This is a genomic window from Kitasatospora sp. NPDC127116 (genome assembly GCF_042677365.1).
In the GTDB taxonomy this organism is placed as follows: Bacteria; Actinomycetota; Actinomycetes; order Streptomycetales; family Streptomycetaceae; genus Kitasatospora; species Kitasatospora lactacystinica.
In genome coordinates, this window is the sequence record NZ_JBHXTL010000001.1 from 1 (window position 1) to 17,273 (window position 17,273).

A 17,273-nucleotide genomic window follows, 5' to 3' on the forward strand; every position below is an offset into this window, starting at 1 on the left:
GGGGGACGCCGCACCCGGGACGGGCGGACGCGAGGGGACGGCGCGCCGCCGGGAACGCTCCGGGCACGGTGGCCGGAGCCCTCCCGTCCGGGCCGCGGGCAGGCCGCGGCACCCGGGTCGGCGGGCGCGATGGGACGTCAGCTGGACCGGGTGGAGGGGGGACCGCGGGTGTGGCGGGGGTCGTAGCGGTCGGACGGCGGCGCCCGCTCCTGGCGCGGACCCGCGGCGTACACCCCGGGCCGGAACCGGGGGGCGTCCGTCCGGGCGACCGGAAGCACGGCCGGCGGGAGCGCGGGCAGCCGGACACCGGGCTCGGCGGCGGCCGACTGCCGCTGGACGACATCGGAGCCGGTGCGGTCCGCGGAGCGCCGGACCTCCGCGCCCGCCGGACCGAGCCGTACAGCGGCCGGGGCGGCCGGGGCGGCGACGGCGGGCGGCGCACCGAGGGCCGGCTGCGCCGCGCCCGTCGCCGTGCCGAGGAGGACCTGGCAGACGGCCCAGGCCGCGAGGAACGCCCAGGACAGCGCGGCCGCCGCGGTCCGACGCACGCGTCGCTCCACTCCGGCCCCCTCCCCGCTCGTGCCGTCACCCGGTCCCGTCCGCAAGAAGCTCTCACTGTAGGCGACGGCGCAGCCGCATGGGGAAGTTCGGGCGGCGGAGCGGAGCGGACCGGCCGGGGCCGGGGTCACGGTCCGGCGGGGGCCGCACGGTGCTCTCCATCAGTGGGGCGCCTCTGCAGTGCCGCCCGCGCACCGCACAGGGGCAGGCGGTCACCTTCGGACCCGGTGACGAACTGCCAGTGTTCCGGGTCGCCTCCGCGCAGGCTGGGCTGATGAGAGGCACACCTCGCAAGAGGTCAAGGCCTGGGGGTCACCCCCCGCGGGCGGGGCCGATTTGATGGTCTGGCCCATCTGGAACGCCACTTCGGGGTCACCCACGCACAGACGGGGTCGACAACCACCGAGCACGGAAGCCCTGCCACCTCCCGTTAGTCTGCTCAAAGACGCGCGAAAGGGGGCAGGGCGTGGTTTACGAGGTGCCGGAGCAAGTGGAGACGCACAACCGGGTGACGGGCGGAACGTTCCACGGGACGGTCGTCCAGGGCCGAGACGTCACACTGTCGGTTCCGGCGGCCCCGCCCGTGGCGCTGAGCGGGGTCCCCGCCGCCACCCGGGCGTTCATCGGGCGGGAGGAGGAAACTGCCGTCGTCCTCGACGCGCTGGCAGGGCCGTCCGCCGTCCTCGTCGCTGGGCTCGCGGGGGTCGGGAAGACGGAACTCGCGCTGCACGCGGTTGCATCGGCGACATCCCGTGGGTGGTTCTCCGGCGGAGTGCTGTTCGTCGACCTCGCCGGGTACGACGAGCGGCGGCTGGTGTCACCGGAGCGGGCGCTGGACGGATTCCTCCGCTCCCTCGGCGTGCCGGCCGAGCACGTCCCCCCGGACGTCGACGCCCGAACACGGCTGTACCGGTCGATCCTTACCGGGCTCGCCCGGCACGGGGACCACCTGCTGGTCGTGATCGACAACGCCTCCGCAGCCAGTCAGGTGGTACGGCTGCTGCCACCACCCGATGCAGGGGCGGCGCTGCTGACCTCCCGGCACACGCTCGGCGGGCTCGACGCGCGGATCGTGGAGCTGGGCGTACTCCCCGAGGAGGACTCGGTCGGCCTGCTGCGCCGGTCGCTGACGATTGCCCGGGGCGCCACCGAGTCCCGCGTGAACGACGAGGGCGAGTCCGCGCTGGAGGTCGCCGAGTTGTGCGGACACCTTCCGCTCGCACTGCGCATCGCGGCGTCGCTGCTGGCCGACCAGCCCCGTCGCTCGCTCACCTCGCTGGCGGAGGAACTGCGGGACACCCGCGCCCGGCTCGACGAACTCGCGCGCGAGGGTGTGAGCGTCCGGACCGCCCTCGAACTCTCCTACCAGCACCTCGATGCGGAGCAGGCGGAGCTGCTGCGGCACGTCGCGGCCAACCCCGGGCCGGACTTCTCGGTGTCGACGGCCGCCGTCCTCGCCGACCGGCCAGAGCGCGAGACGCGGCATCGCCTTGAAGCCCTTGGCCGGGCCCACCTAATCGAGCCGAGCACGGTGTACGGGCGTTGGCACATGCACGATCTGGTGCGGTTGTACGCGCACGGCAAGGGGGACGAGGCTACGGCCGCAGACGCGCGTCCGGCCGCACTGGCGCGCCTGGTGGCACACTTCACCGATCAGGTTATGCAGGCGATCAGCGTCACGGCCCCCAACGTCTGTTCCGTCGAAGCGAGTCGGTTCGCCCGACCGTCGGAAGCCCGCGCATGGCTCGACGCAGAGCGGGAGAACCTGGTCTCCGCGACGAGGCTGGCCCTCCGCCACGGCGATCCACGGGGGATCACCCTCACGTCAGCCCTGGCGGAGCACCTTTCCCAGCGGCGGAGGTTCGCAGACCTCGAACTCCTCGCGATGCATGCCGTACAGATGGCGATGCAGCGCGACCTCCCCTGGGACGCCAAGGTCAACGCGATCAACACCTTCGGCCACATGCTGCTGACAACCGGTCGGGACCGGGAGGCAGTAACGGTCCTGCAGGCGGTCGCGACGATGGCCCGAGTGAACGCCGACGCGTCCGCGGAGATCGCAGCACTGATCGGCCTCGGCAACGCCCGGCTCCACCTAGGGATGGCCTCGGAGGCCAGCGCCGTTTACCACGAGATCGTGGACATCGCCCGGCGGACCGGCGACCGCCGGAGCGAGGCAGTAGGCCTGGACTGCTTGGGAGACGCGCTCCGTGGTGAGGAGCCAAAGCAGTCGGCCGAGTACCATCGGGCGGCCACCGCATTGTTCCGCGAGTTCGGGTATCCGCGCGACCTTGCCAGGTCACTGTCCGCCCTCGGGCTGAGCCATCGGGCCGCCGGGGAGCTCAGCAAGGCTGTCGACGCCCTCGAGGAGTCGGCCGGCCTGACGCGGAAACTGGAGGCCGACCGCGACCTGGCGAACACGCTGGCCATCCTGGGAAACGTCTACCGCAAGGTCGACCGCTTCGAGGATGCGGCCGAAGCGACCCGCGAGGCGGCGACCCTCTACCGCGCGGCCGACGACTTGGCGAACGAGGGCCGGGTCCTGCATTCGCTGGCCGTCTCCCTGTGCCAGTCGGGAGCGCTGGACCAGGCGGCCGAGGTGATGGGCAGGGCCGTGCACGTGGCGCGTGAGCGCGGGGACTTCGCCGCCGAGAACGTCGAGTTGAGCAACCTCTGCGTCGTCCTCAGGTCCCTGGGACGGGCGGACGAGGCCGTCGCCGCCCGGCAGGAGTGCCTTGCGCTGCTGCCGGCGGACGTCGATCCACGCCATCGGATCGTGGCGTCACTCAACCTCGGCCAGCTGCTCCTAGCCGTGGATCGCGCAGCCGAAGGCAAGGCGGCCATCGATGAGGTCGCCGCGTCGATCAGTGTTCTCTGCGGGCAGCACGACGGCCCAGTCCGTCTGGAGGGCCTCTCCATGGAGGCGGACGGTCGCCTGACGTCCCTCACCGTTGGCTCTGGCTGCTGAAGACGTCCCCCAGCCGCGAAAATCATCAACAGCCCGATCCGGTCGCACGTCGCGTCACCGGTCACCCACCGGACGGGTACACCCGATCAACTGCTCAGCCCGGTGCCGGCAAAGGTCCGCCGCAGTGCTCCCGGTTCCGCTCCTGCGAGGCCGAACAGGTGGCCGATCTCCATCAGATGCCACAGGTCGAGCCCGGCTCTCACGCGAGGACGGGAATCGGATTTTCCGCGGAAAATCCGATTCCCGTCCTCCTTCCGAGTGGGACGGCCCCAGCCGCTCGAGAGTGACACCACCACCGGCTTCACCCATCTCGGCGCCCGCGAGTACGCCGCTTCCACCACCGCTTCCTCAGCGTCGACCCGCTGCAAACCGAATCAACGGCGCCCTCTCAAAGGCCAACACGCAGGGAGCCGATTCCGTCCACATCATGTTCTTGACCCCCAACATCACAGAGCGAGAGGCGAAGAACAAGGTCAACGGATGGCTCAAGACCCCTGGCAAGGGGACCGTAAACCTCTCGCAGGTCCACCCCATCGACGACGGCTACCGGACAACAATCACCCTCCGATGACCACCCAGTTCCTCGCGGCGGTCCGGAACGGCATCCCCGTTCCGGGCCGCCGTCCGATCCTGCTGCAAGGAACCCATGAACCACCTCCGCGCCCTGTCCGAGCAGGCCATGACCGAACGCCTCCAGGCAGAGGTGCACAGCGCCACGGTCGGCGACTCGGTCACCGTCCTGGAGATCCGTGTCCCCAAGGCACAGGCCTACGAGACCTGGCTGCACCACCATCGCGAGCACACCCGGACCGGGTGGTACCCCTTCGTCTCACCGCTGTGGAGCAGTGACTTCGCGGCCCGGGAGGCGATCGGCGGCCCCTGGTCCGGCGGCGGCCCGGAAGGCCTCGCCCGCGCCCTCGCCCAGGACCCGGAGGAGGTGGTCCAGGAACTGGTCTCGGCCGCCCGGGAGTGGAACCTCGCCGACTGGGAGGGCCCGCCCATGGCCCTCCCGTCCGACTTGTTCGAGGAGACCCTCGCCGCAGACCTCACCGAGCACCCCGAAGCCGACCCGCATACCCGCCCCGGCCGGTTCCACTCCGGCTCCGGCAACGTCTCGATCTGCTTCGTCCAAGCCCGCCACGGCTACGAGGTGCCGGCGCTCCTGCCCAAGGCCTTCGAGACACCGAACTGGAACTTCTCCCCCCTCGGGGACGACCACCGCCAACTCCTGCCCGCCTGGCACGTCGCGGTGCTGCGCAGCTGGTACGAGCGATTCGGTGCCGAGCTCTACTACGCGGGCAGCTCCTGCCTCGAACTACTGGTCACCCACCCGCCGAGCGACCGGCTCACCGCGGCCCGGGTCGCCATCGAGCAGCACGCCTACGCCTTCGACGACATCCAGGACCTGGAGAAGGCCGGCGACGGGCAGGTCCGCTCCCACGTCTGGTCCTTCTGGTGGGACTGACGCCCCGTACGCGCCGACTCCGACACGTACGGGACTTCCGCCTTCCCACGTCAAGAACGCGCACCCCGTCCGGGTCAGGTCGTCGGCCACTCCCACACGACGGTCTCCAAGTCGGCTCCGCGCAGGCCCTTGAGCCGGACGTCCGACAGGGGCTCCAGGTCGAGCTTGGCCAGCGGGTCGCTGATCTGGGTCAGGACCGGTTCCCCTCCGCTGTCCTCGTTGAGGTGTTCGGCGACGAGCAGGATGTAGTTCTCTCCCTGCTCCCGGGCTCGGTTGTACTCCGCGGCGGTGAGGGTGACGTCGCTCGGCCGGGCGCCGCCGTGTGCCTTGATCTCGTAGTAGCGGCCGGCGCTGTCGACCGCGTCGGCTCCGACGTTCAGCTTTCCGCGCTGGTCGAGATTGTCCGCGTCCTCCCCGAGGACGGCGGCGAGGGTTCGGATGACCAGGGCCTCCTTGGAGCTGCTGTCCTGGAATCCGTGCCGAGCGGACTGCTCGCGGGGCACAGCACCGCCCGGCCTGGGGGTCGACAGGCCGCCGGCCCGGGTGCGGGACGGACGCTGCGCCTGGGTCGGGACCGGTCCCCCCGTGGTGCTGGGGGCCGGCCCGGTCCGGCGGACCGTGGGCCGGCCGAGCCGGTCGAGGTCGACCAGCCGCGGTGGCTCGGGCACGACGGCGTTGCGCGGCTTCGGAATTGCTGCCTTGGGTGTCGTCGCCGCCTTGCCGTCGGGGGCGGGCCGGGGCGCGGGCACCGGTGCGGCGGACTTCGGCGAGGTATGGCGCCCCGGCCTCGCCGGCTTCGCGGGCGTCGGCGCCTGTGCGGCCTGCAGGGAACGGTCGCGCAGCAGTTCGTCCCGGCGCCGTTGTTCCTCGAAGTCCCGCTGGCCGGCCGAGGTGAGGGGTACGGCGTGACCGGTGGTGACGGCGTCCTCCTCCCAGAAGTCCCGCCAGTGGCGGGCCACCAGGCTGCGGGAGCCCGCGAAATGGCAGGCCAACGCGGCGCCGGTGCCCAGTCGGGAGAACAGTTCGGCCGGGGTGGAGAGGAACAGGGCTTTGGCCGACCGGTCGATGTGCGCGCCGATGGGGATCTCCAGCGGCTCGCGGTCCTTGCCCGGGTCCGCCCGGACGCGCAGACCCGGCAGGACGCGCACCTCCAGGCCCGCGAGCCACGCCCAGCCCGTGAAGGACTCGGCGGCCGCCGGCTCGTCCCGGACCAGGCGGTCCTGCAGAGCGGTGACGGCCCGTCGGAAGCTCTCGGTGAGGCCGGAATCGGGGACCGCCGTGTCGGGTTCGACGGCCTCGGCCGAGGCCATGTCCAACTGCTGCACGCCGAGCGGGCCCATCAGACCGGCGAACTGCTCCGCGTCGCCGCCCGGCCGCCAGATCGGGACACGATCGGCCAGAGCCAGTTCGACCGACCGGTGGGCAGCCACGGCGTAGACCGAGTTCTGCTGTTTGATCCACCCGGCGCTGGTCCACAGCGGCAGCCAGCGCAGCTTCTCCCTCAGGCCCGGCGCGATGCTGGCACCCGTGTTGCTGACCAGCCTGTTCAGCGACCGCAGCGCCTCCAGCATCAGCCGCTCCCCGTCCCCTCCCGTCGGGGATCCGCCGGCGGCGAGCTCCTTGAGGGCCTCGACCAGGTCCTCGGGCCCCGGCTCCCCGATCCCCAGGACCTGCCAGAGCGGCAGCAGCTCAGGGCCGGGCGGGACGAAGGCGCGCAGGCCGTACAGGATGGCGGTGCCCCGGAAGCAGTCCTCGGGACGGCGCCAGCCGAGGTCGGTGAGGACGAGGGCGTCATCGCCCCGCAGCACCGCCGTCACCCGCTTCTCGACCTGCGCACGAGGGGTGTCGCCCGTGCGTTCCGTCAGCCGCCTGGCGAGCGCGCGGTAGACCAGGTAGACCTCGGTTCGCAGGGCCTCCGCCGTGTCTCCGGTGCCCAACGGCCGCTTGCGCAGCCGCCGGAGGCGGTCGATCAGCTGGGGGACGTCGGGGTCGCCGACCACTCCCAGGGCCGCGAGCACGTCGGCACGGTTGGCCATCACGTGCTGGAGCTCCGCGTGCACGTAGTTCGGCTCGTCCTGTCCGTAGAGCGCTTCGGCGTCGGGGGTGCGCAACTGGAGGTGGCCGGGGCGGCACAGGTTGCCCTTCTCGTCCTCCAGCCATGCGCTGTCGCGCAGGTTCCAGACCCACAGCGCGGGAACGGAGCCTTTCACGGTCCAGCCGTGATAGGCCGTGGCGGCCTCGACCGTCGCCTCGGGGCCGGTGATCAGCTTGGCCAGGGAATGGAGCAGCGCGGCCGTACGCCGCCGCCGCTCCTCGACGTTGCGCTCCGCAGTGATGTCCTTGACGACCCGTTCGAGGTCCTGCGAGGCCCTGTCCTCCAGGGTGTGCGTGGCCCTGAGCCGCCGCACCGCTTGGGTGCGTGTCCGGGAGGACAGCCAATGGTCTTGGGGCAGTCCTGCCCTCGTGTCGCGGGACCGGTCGTACTTCTTCACCCCCAGCACGACCGGGGCGAGCCGGGGAGTGTCCGCCACGCCCAGCAGACGGAGGAAGGCCGTGGGACTCAGACCACCGCTCCGCGAGACGGGCAGAAGCGTCTTGGCGTAGGAGCGATGCGCCCAGAGGAGCCCCGGGGTCCTGTGCGCGGCGGTCGCGAACCGGTCGCTTCCTGCGCTCTCCAACGACCGGGGGAGGTAGAGCCGGTCGGGCGCCGCCTGACAGGCCTTCTCTTCACCGGTCGCCCCGTACTCGTACGCGTCGAGCCGCACGGTCCGGCCGACGCCCGGGCCCAGCCGCTCGCGCTCCGCGGCCGGGAGTTCGGCCAGGGCCCGTTGGAGCAGGACCAGCCGGTCGGTCGCGGAGATGTCGGTGGCGGGCAGGCGGCCGCCGGTGGCGCCCAGGCGCGCGATGCGGCGCAGGACGGCCGCGGTGTCGTCACGGCGGACCAGGTAGCCGCTCCTGCGGAGCCAGTCGGTGACCCGCCGGGCCGCGTCGTCGTCGGTCCAGTAGGCGGGATGCAGGTCCCGGAGGACGCCCAACGGATCCAGCAGCCCTGTTCCCCGACGATCGGCGAACAGGTGCTCGTACGGTGCGAGCCGCTGACCGTCAGCCGTGGCCAGGCACGCGCGGAAGCGCATCGTGAACTCCAGGCCGGCGCGGAGGGCAACGGCGGTGAGGCGGACCGTACGGTCGATGTCGTAGGCGGGCCGCTTGAGCAGTCCGACCGCATCCGAGACGTCGACCTCGTCCGGGAGCTCCACCGCACCGGCGGTCCTCCAGTCGGAAAGCACCTCGCGCCACCGGCCGTCCTGGTCGCGTGCGGCAACCGGGAAGCAGTGCTCCAGCTCCGCGAGCCGTGCGGTGTCCCGCTCCGAGATCACTCCGGTGAGCTCCTCCGCCTCGACCGCGAGGTCGGCGAGCGGGACGGCCGTCCCGTCCGGCACCGGCAGTGTGAGCGCGGCGGCCACCTCCTCCCTGGCACGCTCCAGGAATGCGCTGACGAGGCGGTCGGGGAGCCCGGCCTTGCCATGGGCGGACGTCCCGGTCAGAGGCAGCAGGTGCCAGGCCGACGGCTCCACCCGTCCGAGCACATCGAGTACCGCGGCCTGCCACAGGTCGGCGACGACCGGGACCAGTGCCGAGTTCAACGCGCTCGCGGCGAAACCCTCACGGCTGACGATCGGGTCGAACTGCGAGTGCACCCGGGCCGGGACGTCGAGCGGAGCCACTGGCAACCCCGCGTGGACGCACCCCGTCGCCGCTTCGTCCATCGGCAGCGCCACGGCCACCGGCACGGTCTCTCCGAGCTTCTTGTGCAGCCTGTGCCACCCGGGCCGGGGCGGGATCAGCGTGTCGTAGACGCGCCAGCGGGATCCCCCGGTGGTCCGGGCCTCTCGGACACGCACGGCGTGCTCCGCACCGTCGACCGGCAGGCTCAGGGTCGTGACCTCCTGCCAGCTCAGCCGCAGGACTCTCGTCGTATCCGGGCCGTCGGGGCCATCGGGGTCGTCCGGGTCGCCGGCCATCACCGTGACCTGTCCGAGGTGGCGCAGGAAGAGCAGGGAACTGTCCTGCCAGTCCTCGAACCACGCGAGGAGTTCCTCGGCCGAGAGGACTCCGGGGTCCAGCGGGATTCGGAACACTGTCCACTCCCGCCCCGAGATGTCCGCGGGCAGGCGCGGGAGGTCGGCCGGCGCCAGGGCGATGTCGGTGAATCCGACGTGGTACGGGTGGCCGTGCACCTCCCAGGAGGTCGAGAGCGTCCGCAGCGTCGTCAGGCCGATGCCGAACCGACCGGTGCTCGCGGAGTCCAGGCGCTTGCCGCTGATCCACGGCAGCCCGAGCCGCGGGATGTCGGCCAGGCGCAGGCCGTTGCCGTTGTGCGCGATCAGGAGCTCGGTCGGCCGCCAGTGGAAGCGGATCTCCCGGGCTCCGGTGTCGTCGGCGTTCTGGACCATCTCGGAGAGGACCTGCAGCCCGTCCGACGAGAGCGTCTCCGCGCCTTCCTGAGCACCCTCCGCCATCTGCCGGAAGAGCCCCGGTACCGCACGGATGCCTTCGTCCAGCAGCCGGACGGCTCGGGCGGCCGCCTCCGCTGTCCGTGCCTCGACACCCGGATCGGACTTCCCGGCCAGCAGGGCCCGTACGGCCTCGGCCAGTTCGTCGTCGTTCCCACCCCTGGTCACGCTGCATCTCCTTTTCCCCAGTACGGTCCTGGGAAAGAGGATCCGCATACGATCGGCGGTACGAGTCACGACCGTCCGGATCCGGTCACATGGCTGACGGCTGTGGAGCCATCCACCTCGGCCGTGACCAGCTGGAAGTCGTCGGGTCGTGGCCGGCCCGGCCGCGACCAGGAACGCACCCCCGGCTGAAAACAGGTAGGGGAAAGCACTCAGTGTCAGTGGTGGCTGCAAGGACGTTGCGGGGCCCGTCCGGTTGTCCGACACCGCACGGTATCGGACAACCGGCGGTCAGCTGACCGGCCCCACTTCCGGAACGGGTCCGGGCTCACCCACACGAGCATGCCTGGAGGATGAGGCTGGCGGCCGAACAGAGCGTCGCAGCCGAGCACACAGGTCGCCATGAGGTTGGACAGGCCCGAGCGCTGGACCGGAACGCCCCACCCCGGGCGGCGGACGGTCGCTGAAGCTTCTCCAGGACTCAAGCAAGTCCGTGCTTGAGTCGCTTGGGTCGCTCAGTCGCTACCCGCCATCCCGTCAACCAGGAGCGCCCGAGCTCTTCCCCCACAAAAAGGCGCCCATCGGAGGGCAGCGACCCAAGCGACTGTCAACCTGCCCTCGGCCGCTGTCACCCTTGAGAGCTGCCGCCACCACAGCCGTCATGTCCACGGTGGCGGCCTGCTGGCCACTCCTGGTCGGCACCTCAGAAGACGCCGGGTACGCGAGCAACTCAGTGCCTGGGACGCTCGGTCGCTGACCGGGGCACGCCCCCGATCGCCCAGCCTGACCAGCACCTGACGCCCAGGCGGCCCGGAACAGCGACCCAAGCGACTGTCGACCACGGTTGCCGCTGTTCCCTGGAACGAGGGACTGTCTCTCGGGTTCTCCCCCACAGCGAGTCGCTGGAGCTACCGAAGCGACCCAAGCGACTCGCTCCCGGAGCTTCGGGCGGACCTGACACGCACGACACGCCGGGCAGAACGCCCCGAGAGACTCAGTCGCTTTCGGTCGCTGGGCTTCAGTCGCTCCACAAAACACCAGGTCAGAGGCCATTTGCCCACTCAATCAGCGACCGAAGCGACTCAAGCTTGGGTATATGAAGACATTCCCGTGTGCGTGTGTGCGTCATAGACCCGGGCTACAGTCGCTTCAGTCGCTGTTTGCTGTGGAAATCGCTCCTGACCTGCGAAAACGTCGGAGCGACCAAAGCAGCGACTGAACGGGCTCAGTCGCTCCCCCAGGACTCGGTCGCTGAGTTTGTTCGCAAGCCCCCGTAGTAACGGTTCGCACGTCCCCGCTCGGCTAGTCTGTGTGAGCTATCTTCTGAACTTCGGTCGCTTCAGTCGCTGATCTGGGTCCTGCCAGTGCCCTGACCTGGCTTTTTGCCCTCAGCGACCGAACGAGCGACTGAAGTCCGAGCAGCTACCGAACAAGGGGAAGGGACCAGCGTGACGGCGCCGATGGCCGTGGGGAGCGACCGAGCGGGCCGCCAGCCGGATGCGCTGGCCGTTGCCCGGTGGTGTGCCGCCCAGGGATGGCCCGTCCATCCGCTCGCCCCCGGACGCAAGACCCCGCCCGCCAACTGCCGCCCCTGCCAGGAATCCCCCCACTCCCCCACCGCCTGCCCCTGCCCCGCCGCAGGCCGCTGGTGCCACGGCTTCCACGCAGCGACTCTGGACCAGGACGTCCTCACCGCCTGGTGGCGGATCAACCCGGACTTCGGCACCGCAGTTGCCTGCGGCCCGGCCGGCCTGGTGGTCATCGACGTCGACAGCCACACCGACGTCGTCCCCGCCCGCGACCGCATCCTGCCCGGGATCCCGATCCACGAGGACGTCGACCTCGACGGGCTCGAGAACGGGTACCACACCCTGGCCCTGCTGGCCGCCCTCCGCAGGGCTCCCGACCCGACCACGGACGAAGGCACCCTGCGCGTACGCACCCCCTCCGGGGGCCTGCACATCTGGTACCAGGACCACGCCGACCGCCGGTTCGCCTGCTCCACCGGATCCTCCGCGGGCCGCGCCCTGGCCTGGCAGGTCGACGTCCGGGCGCACGGAGGCTACATCGTCGCCCCCGGGACCGCGACCGCGGCAGGCACCTACACCCCGCTCCCCGGAGCCAGGACCCCTGCCCCACTGCCCGAGTGGCTCGCCGAGGAACTCGTCCGCACCGGACACCTCCAGGACCGGCCCGGCCGACCGAGCGTGCCTCAGCCGGCCGTCCCCGACCGTGCCCGCCAGGCCGTCGTCGCCGCGGGCGGGGGCAAGAAAGGCGCGGAGAAGGTGCTCGACACCGTGCTCCAGGACGTCACCGACTGCGCCAACACCCCCGAGGGCGCCGGCTTCACCGGCAAGCTCAACCGTGCCGCCTACACCGTGGGAGGCCTGGTCTCGGCCGGCCACCTCACCCACGCCGTCGCCGAGCAGCTCCTCCTCGACGCGGCCCGCACCGCCCGTCCCGCCCAGGACAGGCACAACTCCGCCGTCATCCGTTCCGGCCTGGCAGCCGGCACCCGGCAGCCCCTCCACATCGGGAAGGTCCGCGGATGACCGACAGCACCCGCCGCAAGAGGACGGTCTTCGACCCCGTGGCCACGGCGCAACAGATCCTGGACTACCCGCCCGTCCCGGGCCCCGCCCACCCCCCGTGGCACGGCACCGCCGTCCAGGAGAGCCTCCTCGACCCGGCGCCGACGACAGCGGCCCCCGTGGTTCCGCAGGCGGCTCCGGAGCCCGCACAGGCCTCCGCGGCAGGCCCGCAGGCGACCGCGCACGGCCTGCTGCCCGACTCGCTCTCCGACCGCGGCAACGCCAAGCTCTTCGTCCACCTCTACGGAAGCGACTACCGCCACGTCCCCGGCCTCGGCTGGTACCGGTGGTCCGCCCACCGCTGGCAGCTCGACGAGGACGACACCGTCCTGTGGGCGGCCGGCGAGATGGCCGAGAGCATCGCCACCCACGACTCACGCGGCCTCTACACCAACACCGACCTGCGCCGGCACCGCCGTCGGGCCCTGTCCACCTCCGGCATGAACGCCATGCTCACCCAGGCCAAGTCCGCTCCCGGCATGGTGCTCAACGCGGCCCTCCTCGACGCCGACGCGTACGCCCTGTGCACCCCCGGCGGCGTCGTCGACCTGCGCACCGGCGCGATCGTCCCGCCGGACCCGAAGGTCCACCACCACTCGCGCTCCACCACCCTGGCCCCGGCCCGGATGCCCACCCCGCGCTGGAACCGCTTCCTGACCGACACCTTCGGCGACGACAAGGAAGGCCGCCAGACCCGCGACTTCCTCCACCTGCTGCTCGGCTACTCCATCAGCGGCGACGTCGGCGCCCAGGTCATGCCCTTCCTCTACGGCCAGGGCAAGAACGGCAAGTCCGTCCTGCTCGACGTCATGATCCAGCTCCTCGGCGACTACGCCGACGCGGCCCCGCCCGGCTTCCTCATGGCCAAGACCTTCGACGGCCACCCCACCGACCTCGCCGAGCTCCACGGCCGCCGCATCATCGTCTGCTCCGAGCTCAAGCCCGGCGACCGCTTCGACGAGGCCCGGGTCAAGCTGCTCACCGGCGGTGACAAGATCAAGGCCCGCCGGATGCGCCAGGACTTCTTCTCCTTCGAGCCCACCCACAAGCTCTGGCTGCTCGGCAACCACCGCCCCGAGGTCGGCACCGGCGGCTTCGCCTTCTGGCGGCGCATGCGCCTGATCCCGTTCGAACGGGTCGTGCCCGAGGAGCGCAAGATCGACAACCTGGCCCACGTCCTCGTCGCCGAGGAAGGACCCGGGATCCTGGCCTGGCTCATCGAGGGCGCCCGCCGCTACTTCGCCGGGGAGAAGGACCTCGCCGGCCCCCAGGCCGTCCAGACCGCCACCACCGCCTACGCCGAGACCGAGGACCACGTCGGCCGCTTCCTCAAGGAGGCGTGCGTCACAGGCGAGGGCATGCGTGCCGAACAGTCCCAGCTCTTCGGCGCCTACACCCGTTGGTGCGGCTTCGAGGGGGCCAATCCCGTATCCGGGCGTGCCTTCGCCGCACGAGTTCGAGAGACACTGGGTATGACATCTCCCAAGGAGATGGTCCTGTCCAACAGCCGCAAGTACTACCCGGGCATCGGCCTGATCACCGACGACACAGAGGAGCACAACGCGTGAGCGCGCTGATCGACCCGGCCGAGCTCGCCCACGAAACCGACCTCGTCTGGCTGGAGGACACCTCCGACCTCGACTACGTCCGTCAGTCGCTGGACCGCCTCACCACCCGCCGCGGCCGCCCGGCCTACCACCGCGACGGCCGCATGGTCGGCTACGCGATCCTCGGCCCCGACGCCAAGTCCTCGCGGGCCTCCGGCACCTTCCGCCGCCGCGTCTTCTGGCTCCTGCCGCACGACCGCGACCAGGACCCCGAGGGCCTCTACACCACCGGCGCCCCCTCCGAGGCCGTGGACCCGCGCACCGTCGCCCCGGGCGTCAAGGGCTACAAGACCGAGCGCTCCGAGGGCGGCCCGGCCTCCCCCGCCATGCTCGAACTGGGGATAACGCTTCCGAAGGCCTGACGGCCGGCCCGGCGACGCGGGGGCAGGAGAGGGGCGGCTCGGAAACGAGCCGCCCCTCTGTCATGTACCGAAGCGGAACTCGGCGAATCGGACTCGGCGGCCGGCCCACGAGGGCAGGTGCTGGGAAGCCGCTCCCCGCGGCGAGAGGCCGCAGTTCGGCTTATGGGAGGCCGTGCCGGTGTCCCGCTCCCGCGTCACCGAGTCGTACTGACCGCCCGCCTACGCCGTCGGCACACGGGCCGACCTGCCATCGACCCGGGATGATCTCCGCCTACGAAAAATCCTGCCAGAGCCGCAAACACCCTCATCACGGCACGTATGACGACCGTACCGGCGCCCCGATCCTCGATGGCCGACGCAACGGCCCGCGGTTCTACTGCTCCGGCGGTACGACAGGCCCGGGCAGGTCGAGGACCCGGGCGAGGGCTGCGGTGACGGGAGCCCGGTGGCCGGGCGGTAGGTGCCGGTGGGTCCAGTCGGTGGCCAGCGTGAGGAAGCCGGCCAGGTCGCGTTCGGCATCGGCGAGCAGGCGGCGGAGTTCGGTGACGGACAGTTCGATCACGGGGCTGTCGCTCTGCTCGGCGTCGACCGTGAGCCGGACGGTGTCGCCGAAGCGCTCCGCGACCGGTGACACGGGGTCGTGGCCGAACCAGAGCACGCCGTCCTTGTCGACGAGTTGGTGCCAGGTACGCCAGTCCTCCAGGCCGTCGCAGCAGCCCGGCAGGAACGTGGTGCCGGTGGAGTCGTCGGTGACCCGCAGGCCGCCGGCTGCGAAAAGGGTGTCGAAGGTCAGCAGTCCGTGGAGGAAAGAACCAAGTGGATCGGCAGGCCGGGGCGGGCGGTCGTTGTCGGTTCCGTCCTCGGGGTCGATGTCGTTGCAGCCGGCGATGCGCATCACGGCCGTCCCGACTTCGGCGGGCAAGAGCCCGCCGCTGAGGGGCAGGAAGGCGCCTGGCCCGACCTCGGCGACGGGCCAGAGGTCGAAGCCGTCAGGGACGCGGGTCTCCAGGACGGGCTGTATCACGATCACCCGGCGAAGTGTGCCGCATCACCTGCCCGTGATGCCTCCCGATTACGCCGGGCCGCTTCGCGTCCGGCGAGCGTGAATCAGCACGGGAACTGAGCCCTTTCGGGGCCCGGACCATCACGACGGGACCGGACGCATCGACCGAGACCACCGACACATCGGCCAAGCGCGGCAACAGCGGAAGCAGTTCAACGGAACACCGTCAGAGGCTGCCCACCACCGGCAGGAAATGATCTCCGGCTACGAAAATCCTGCCAGAGCCACGTTCAGACGTCCGCTGACACCGACCACTGCTCGCTTGGGGCGTGGGGCAAAAGCGCTGGCTGCGGGCGCAGGAGGCAGCGACTCCCGCGCCGTTGCCGGGGACCAGCAGGTGCCTCCCGTTCTCGTGACGAACTGACTTCACGACTCGGGTTCTGGTCCAACTTCTGGCCGACTTCTGTGGTCGGTTGCGGTGAGTGATCTGCTTGGTTGCTCCCGGCAACTCCCCCTGGACCAGCGTGCTTCAGCTCCTTCCGCAGGCCGACAGCCAGTCGACAACGACTCCTTGACCCGAACACCGAGCTCGCACCCGCAACCGCGAAGGGACGGTCAGGGGCGCTGGGATGGTCCCGAGCGGCCCCCCACATCGCCTCACGGGCGCTCACGACTGGTACGCGGCGTGGTGATACCGGCGCAGCCGGGGGCTACGGATCGTGGGCAGCCGGACCAGCGTGTGCATAAACGCGTCGTCATGGGGTTTCAGGGGGTACCAGGGGCGCGATGGCAGTGGGTAGTCGTCGCGCAGGACTCCCTCCGGGAGTACCCCGGTGGCGGGTGTCGGTGAGGTTTCCTCCCCGGGGCCGGTGAGGTACGCCCAGACTCCGCTGTCCAGCGGCACTACCGTGGCCTCGCGGTCGGGTGGGCGCCACGGCTCGCCCGTGCCGGGGTGGCGGGGGACGAGGAGGACATCGGGGCGGGGCCGGGGCTCGGGGATGCCCGGACCGGCCAGTCCCACCGAGCGGGGGGCGGGCCCGGATGGGAGGTAGCGGGCCACGGCGTGGCCGAGCAACTCGGCGACGGGGCCGGCGGGGAGGATCACCGGGTGGTTCTCGGTGGCCGCCACGAGGTGGGCCAGCGCTACGCCGATTGCGGCCTCCCAGCGGCGGCTCCACGACCCGTCGGGTTCGACGGGCGGGACGCGGTGCTCGGCTCGCTCCAGGTCTGCCCAACCGGGAAGCGGGCCGTCCGGGAGCCCCGAGGGACGGCGGACGACCGCGTCGGGCTCCAGCCACACGGTCTGCCACGAGCCGCAGTCGTCGATCCGGGTCGCCACCGCCCGTCCGCACCCCGCACAGGCCAGATTCGACCCGGCCCGGCCGTCCACGCCCAGGCAGTAGCCGTCGCACTTCTCCAGGATCAGAATCATCGACCGGGAGTCACCGGGCGCGATGACGATCCTGCCCCGCGCGCCGAAGGAGACGGAGTACACCGGGGCGTACACCCCCTGCCGGGCAGCCGCTTCCTCTCCGACGTCCTGCCACAACCGCCAGGGCGGCCCGGTGGGCCGGGGGTGGACGGCGTACGTCCCCGGCTCCATCAGCGGAGGATGAAGCTCCTCCCAGGCACCGTGGTCGGTGTGGACGGGGAGCGCCACCCGGGACACCGGTGCCGTCAGCCCGGTGCCGCAGCCAGCACACGCGAACACGTCCAAACAAGCTCCCCCCGCTGCGGCCCACCCGGATTGTGCCTCGCCCGCGGCAGAGGATCCAACCGATTTCGGAGCGGCTCCAGGGCTTCCAGGGGCGCTTCGTCTCCGCGTTGATGACAGGTGGTCGGCGCCCCCGGGCCGACGAACGCACCAGGCCGGAGCACCAGGTGGTTCCTTCGACGTCCTGCGAGGCCTTCAGTTCTGTCCGATACCCGCGTCGCGGAGGCGGCGTTCGGTGAGCCTGGTCACCCCCCGAGTTCGGTTTCCATCGCGGCGCGGACCGGCTCGTCGGTGGGTAGGTGAGGGCTCTTGGGTTCTCCGTCTTG

The 17,273-nt window shown here is 71.3% G+C and carries 9 protein-coding genes; 5 read left to right on the forward strand and 4 right to left on the reverse strand.

Features of this window, described 5'->3' with window-relative positions; all coding sequences use genetic code 11:
- Nucleotides 1-137: 137 nt before the first annotated feature.
- Nucleotides 138-548 carry a hypothetical protein gene (locus ACFVHV_RS00005; protein ID WP_380347660.1) on the reverse strand — a complete coding sequence of 137 codons (411 nt, stop codon included), beginning with the start codon at nt 546-548 and terminating at the stop codon, nt 138-140.
- 476 nt (nt 549-1,024) lie between these two features.
- Here ACFVHV_RS00005 and ACFVHV_RS00010 point away from each other — a divergent pair, with 476 nt between their 5' ends.
- Together ACFVHV_RS00010 and ACFVHV_RS00015 are read left to right on the forward strand one after the other, a co-directional pair.
- On the forward strand, nt 1,025-3,526 hold the full coding sequence (locus ACFVHV_RS00010) for a hypothetical protein (RefSeq protein WP_380347661.1): 2,502 nt from the start codon (nt 1,025-1,027) through the stop codon (nt 3,524-3,526).
- A 646-nt stretch (nt 3,527-4,172) separates the two neighbouring features.
- Nucleotides 4,173-4,991, forward strand: a complete 819-nt coding sequence (locus ACFVHV_RS00015; protein ID WP_380347663.1) for a DUF4253 domain-containing protein — start codon at nt 4,173-4,175, stop codon at nt 4,989-4,991.
- 74 nt (nt 4,992-5,065) lie between these two features.
- Here the strand turns inward: ACFVHV_RS00015 and ACFVHV_RS00020 are convergent, their stop codons facing one another.
- Nucleotides 5,066-9,673 carry a sacsin N-terminal ATP-binding-like domain-containing protein gene (locus ACFVHV_RS00020; RefSeq protein WP_380347665.1) on the reverse strand — a complete coding sequence of 1,536 codons (4,608 nt, stop codon included), beginning with the start codon at nt 9,671-9,673 and terminating at the stop codon, nt 5,066-5,068.
- A 1,457-nt stretch (nt 9,674-11,130) separates the two neighbouring features.
- Here ACFVHV_RS00020 and ACFVHV_RS00025 point away from each other — a divergent pair.
- From ACFVHV_RS00025 to ACFVHV_RS00035, 3 genes are read left to right on the forward strand one after another with little or no spacing between them, the layout of a single operon-like run.
- Nucleotides 11,131-12,222 carry a bifunctional DNA primase/polymerase gene (locus ACFVHV_RS00025; RefSeq protein WP_380347667.1) on the forward strand — a complete coding sequence of 364 codons (1,092 nt, stop codon included), beginning with the start codon at nt 11,131-11,133 and terminating at the stop codon, nt 12,220-12,222.
- Nucleotides 12,219-13,829 (forward strand): phage/plasmid primase, P4 family, encoded by a 1,611-nt coding sequence (locus ACFVHV_RS00030; RefSeq protein ID WP_359896726.1) that lies wholly within the window; start codon nt 12,219-12,221, stop codon nt 13,827-13,829. Before ACFVHV_RS00025 ends, ACFVHV_RS00030 begins: the two co-directional genes overlap by 4 nt.
- A complete protein-coding gene (locus ACFVHV_RS00035) occupies nt 13,826-14,230 on the forward strand; it encodes a DUF6009 family protein (protein ID WP_331768794.1) in 405 nt (134 codons plus the stop codon). The genes ACFVHV_RS00030 and ACFVHV_RS00035 overlap by 4 nt, the downstream gene beginning before the upstream one ends.
- Before the next feature lie 373 nt (nt 14,231-14,603).
- Here the strand turns inward: ACFVHV_RS00035 and ACFVHV_RS00040 are convergent, their stop codons facing one another.
- Both ACFVHV_RS00040 and ACFVHV_RS00045 read right to left on the reverse strand, forming a co-directional pair.
- On the reverse strand, nt 14,604-15,260 hold the full coding sequence (locus ACFVHV_RS00040) for a hypothetical protein (RefSeq protein ID WP_380347670.1): 657 nt from the start codon (nt 15,258-15,260) through the stop codon (nt 14,604-14,606).
- A 640-nt stretch (nt 15,261-15,900) separates the two neighbouring features.
- Nucleotides 15,901-16,950 carry a hypothetical protein gene (locus ACFVHV_RS00045; protein WP_380347672.1) on the reverse strand — a complete coding sequence of 350 codons (1,050 nt, stop codon included), beginning with the start codon at nt 16,948-16,950 and terminating at the stop codon, nt 15,901-15,903.
- Between the last annotated feature and the right edge of the window lie 323 nt (nt 16,951-17,273).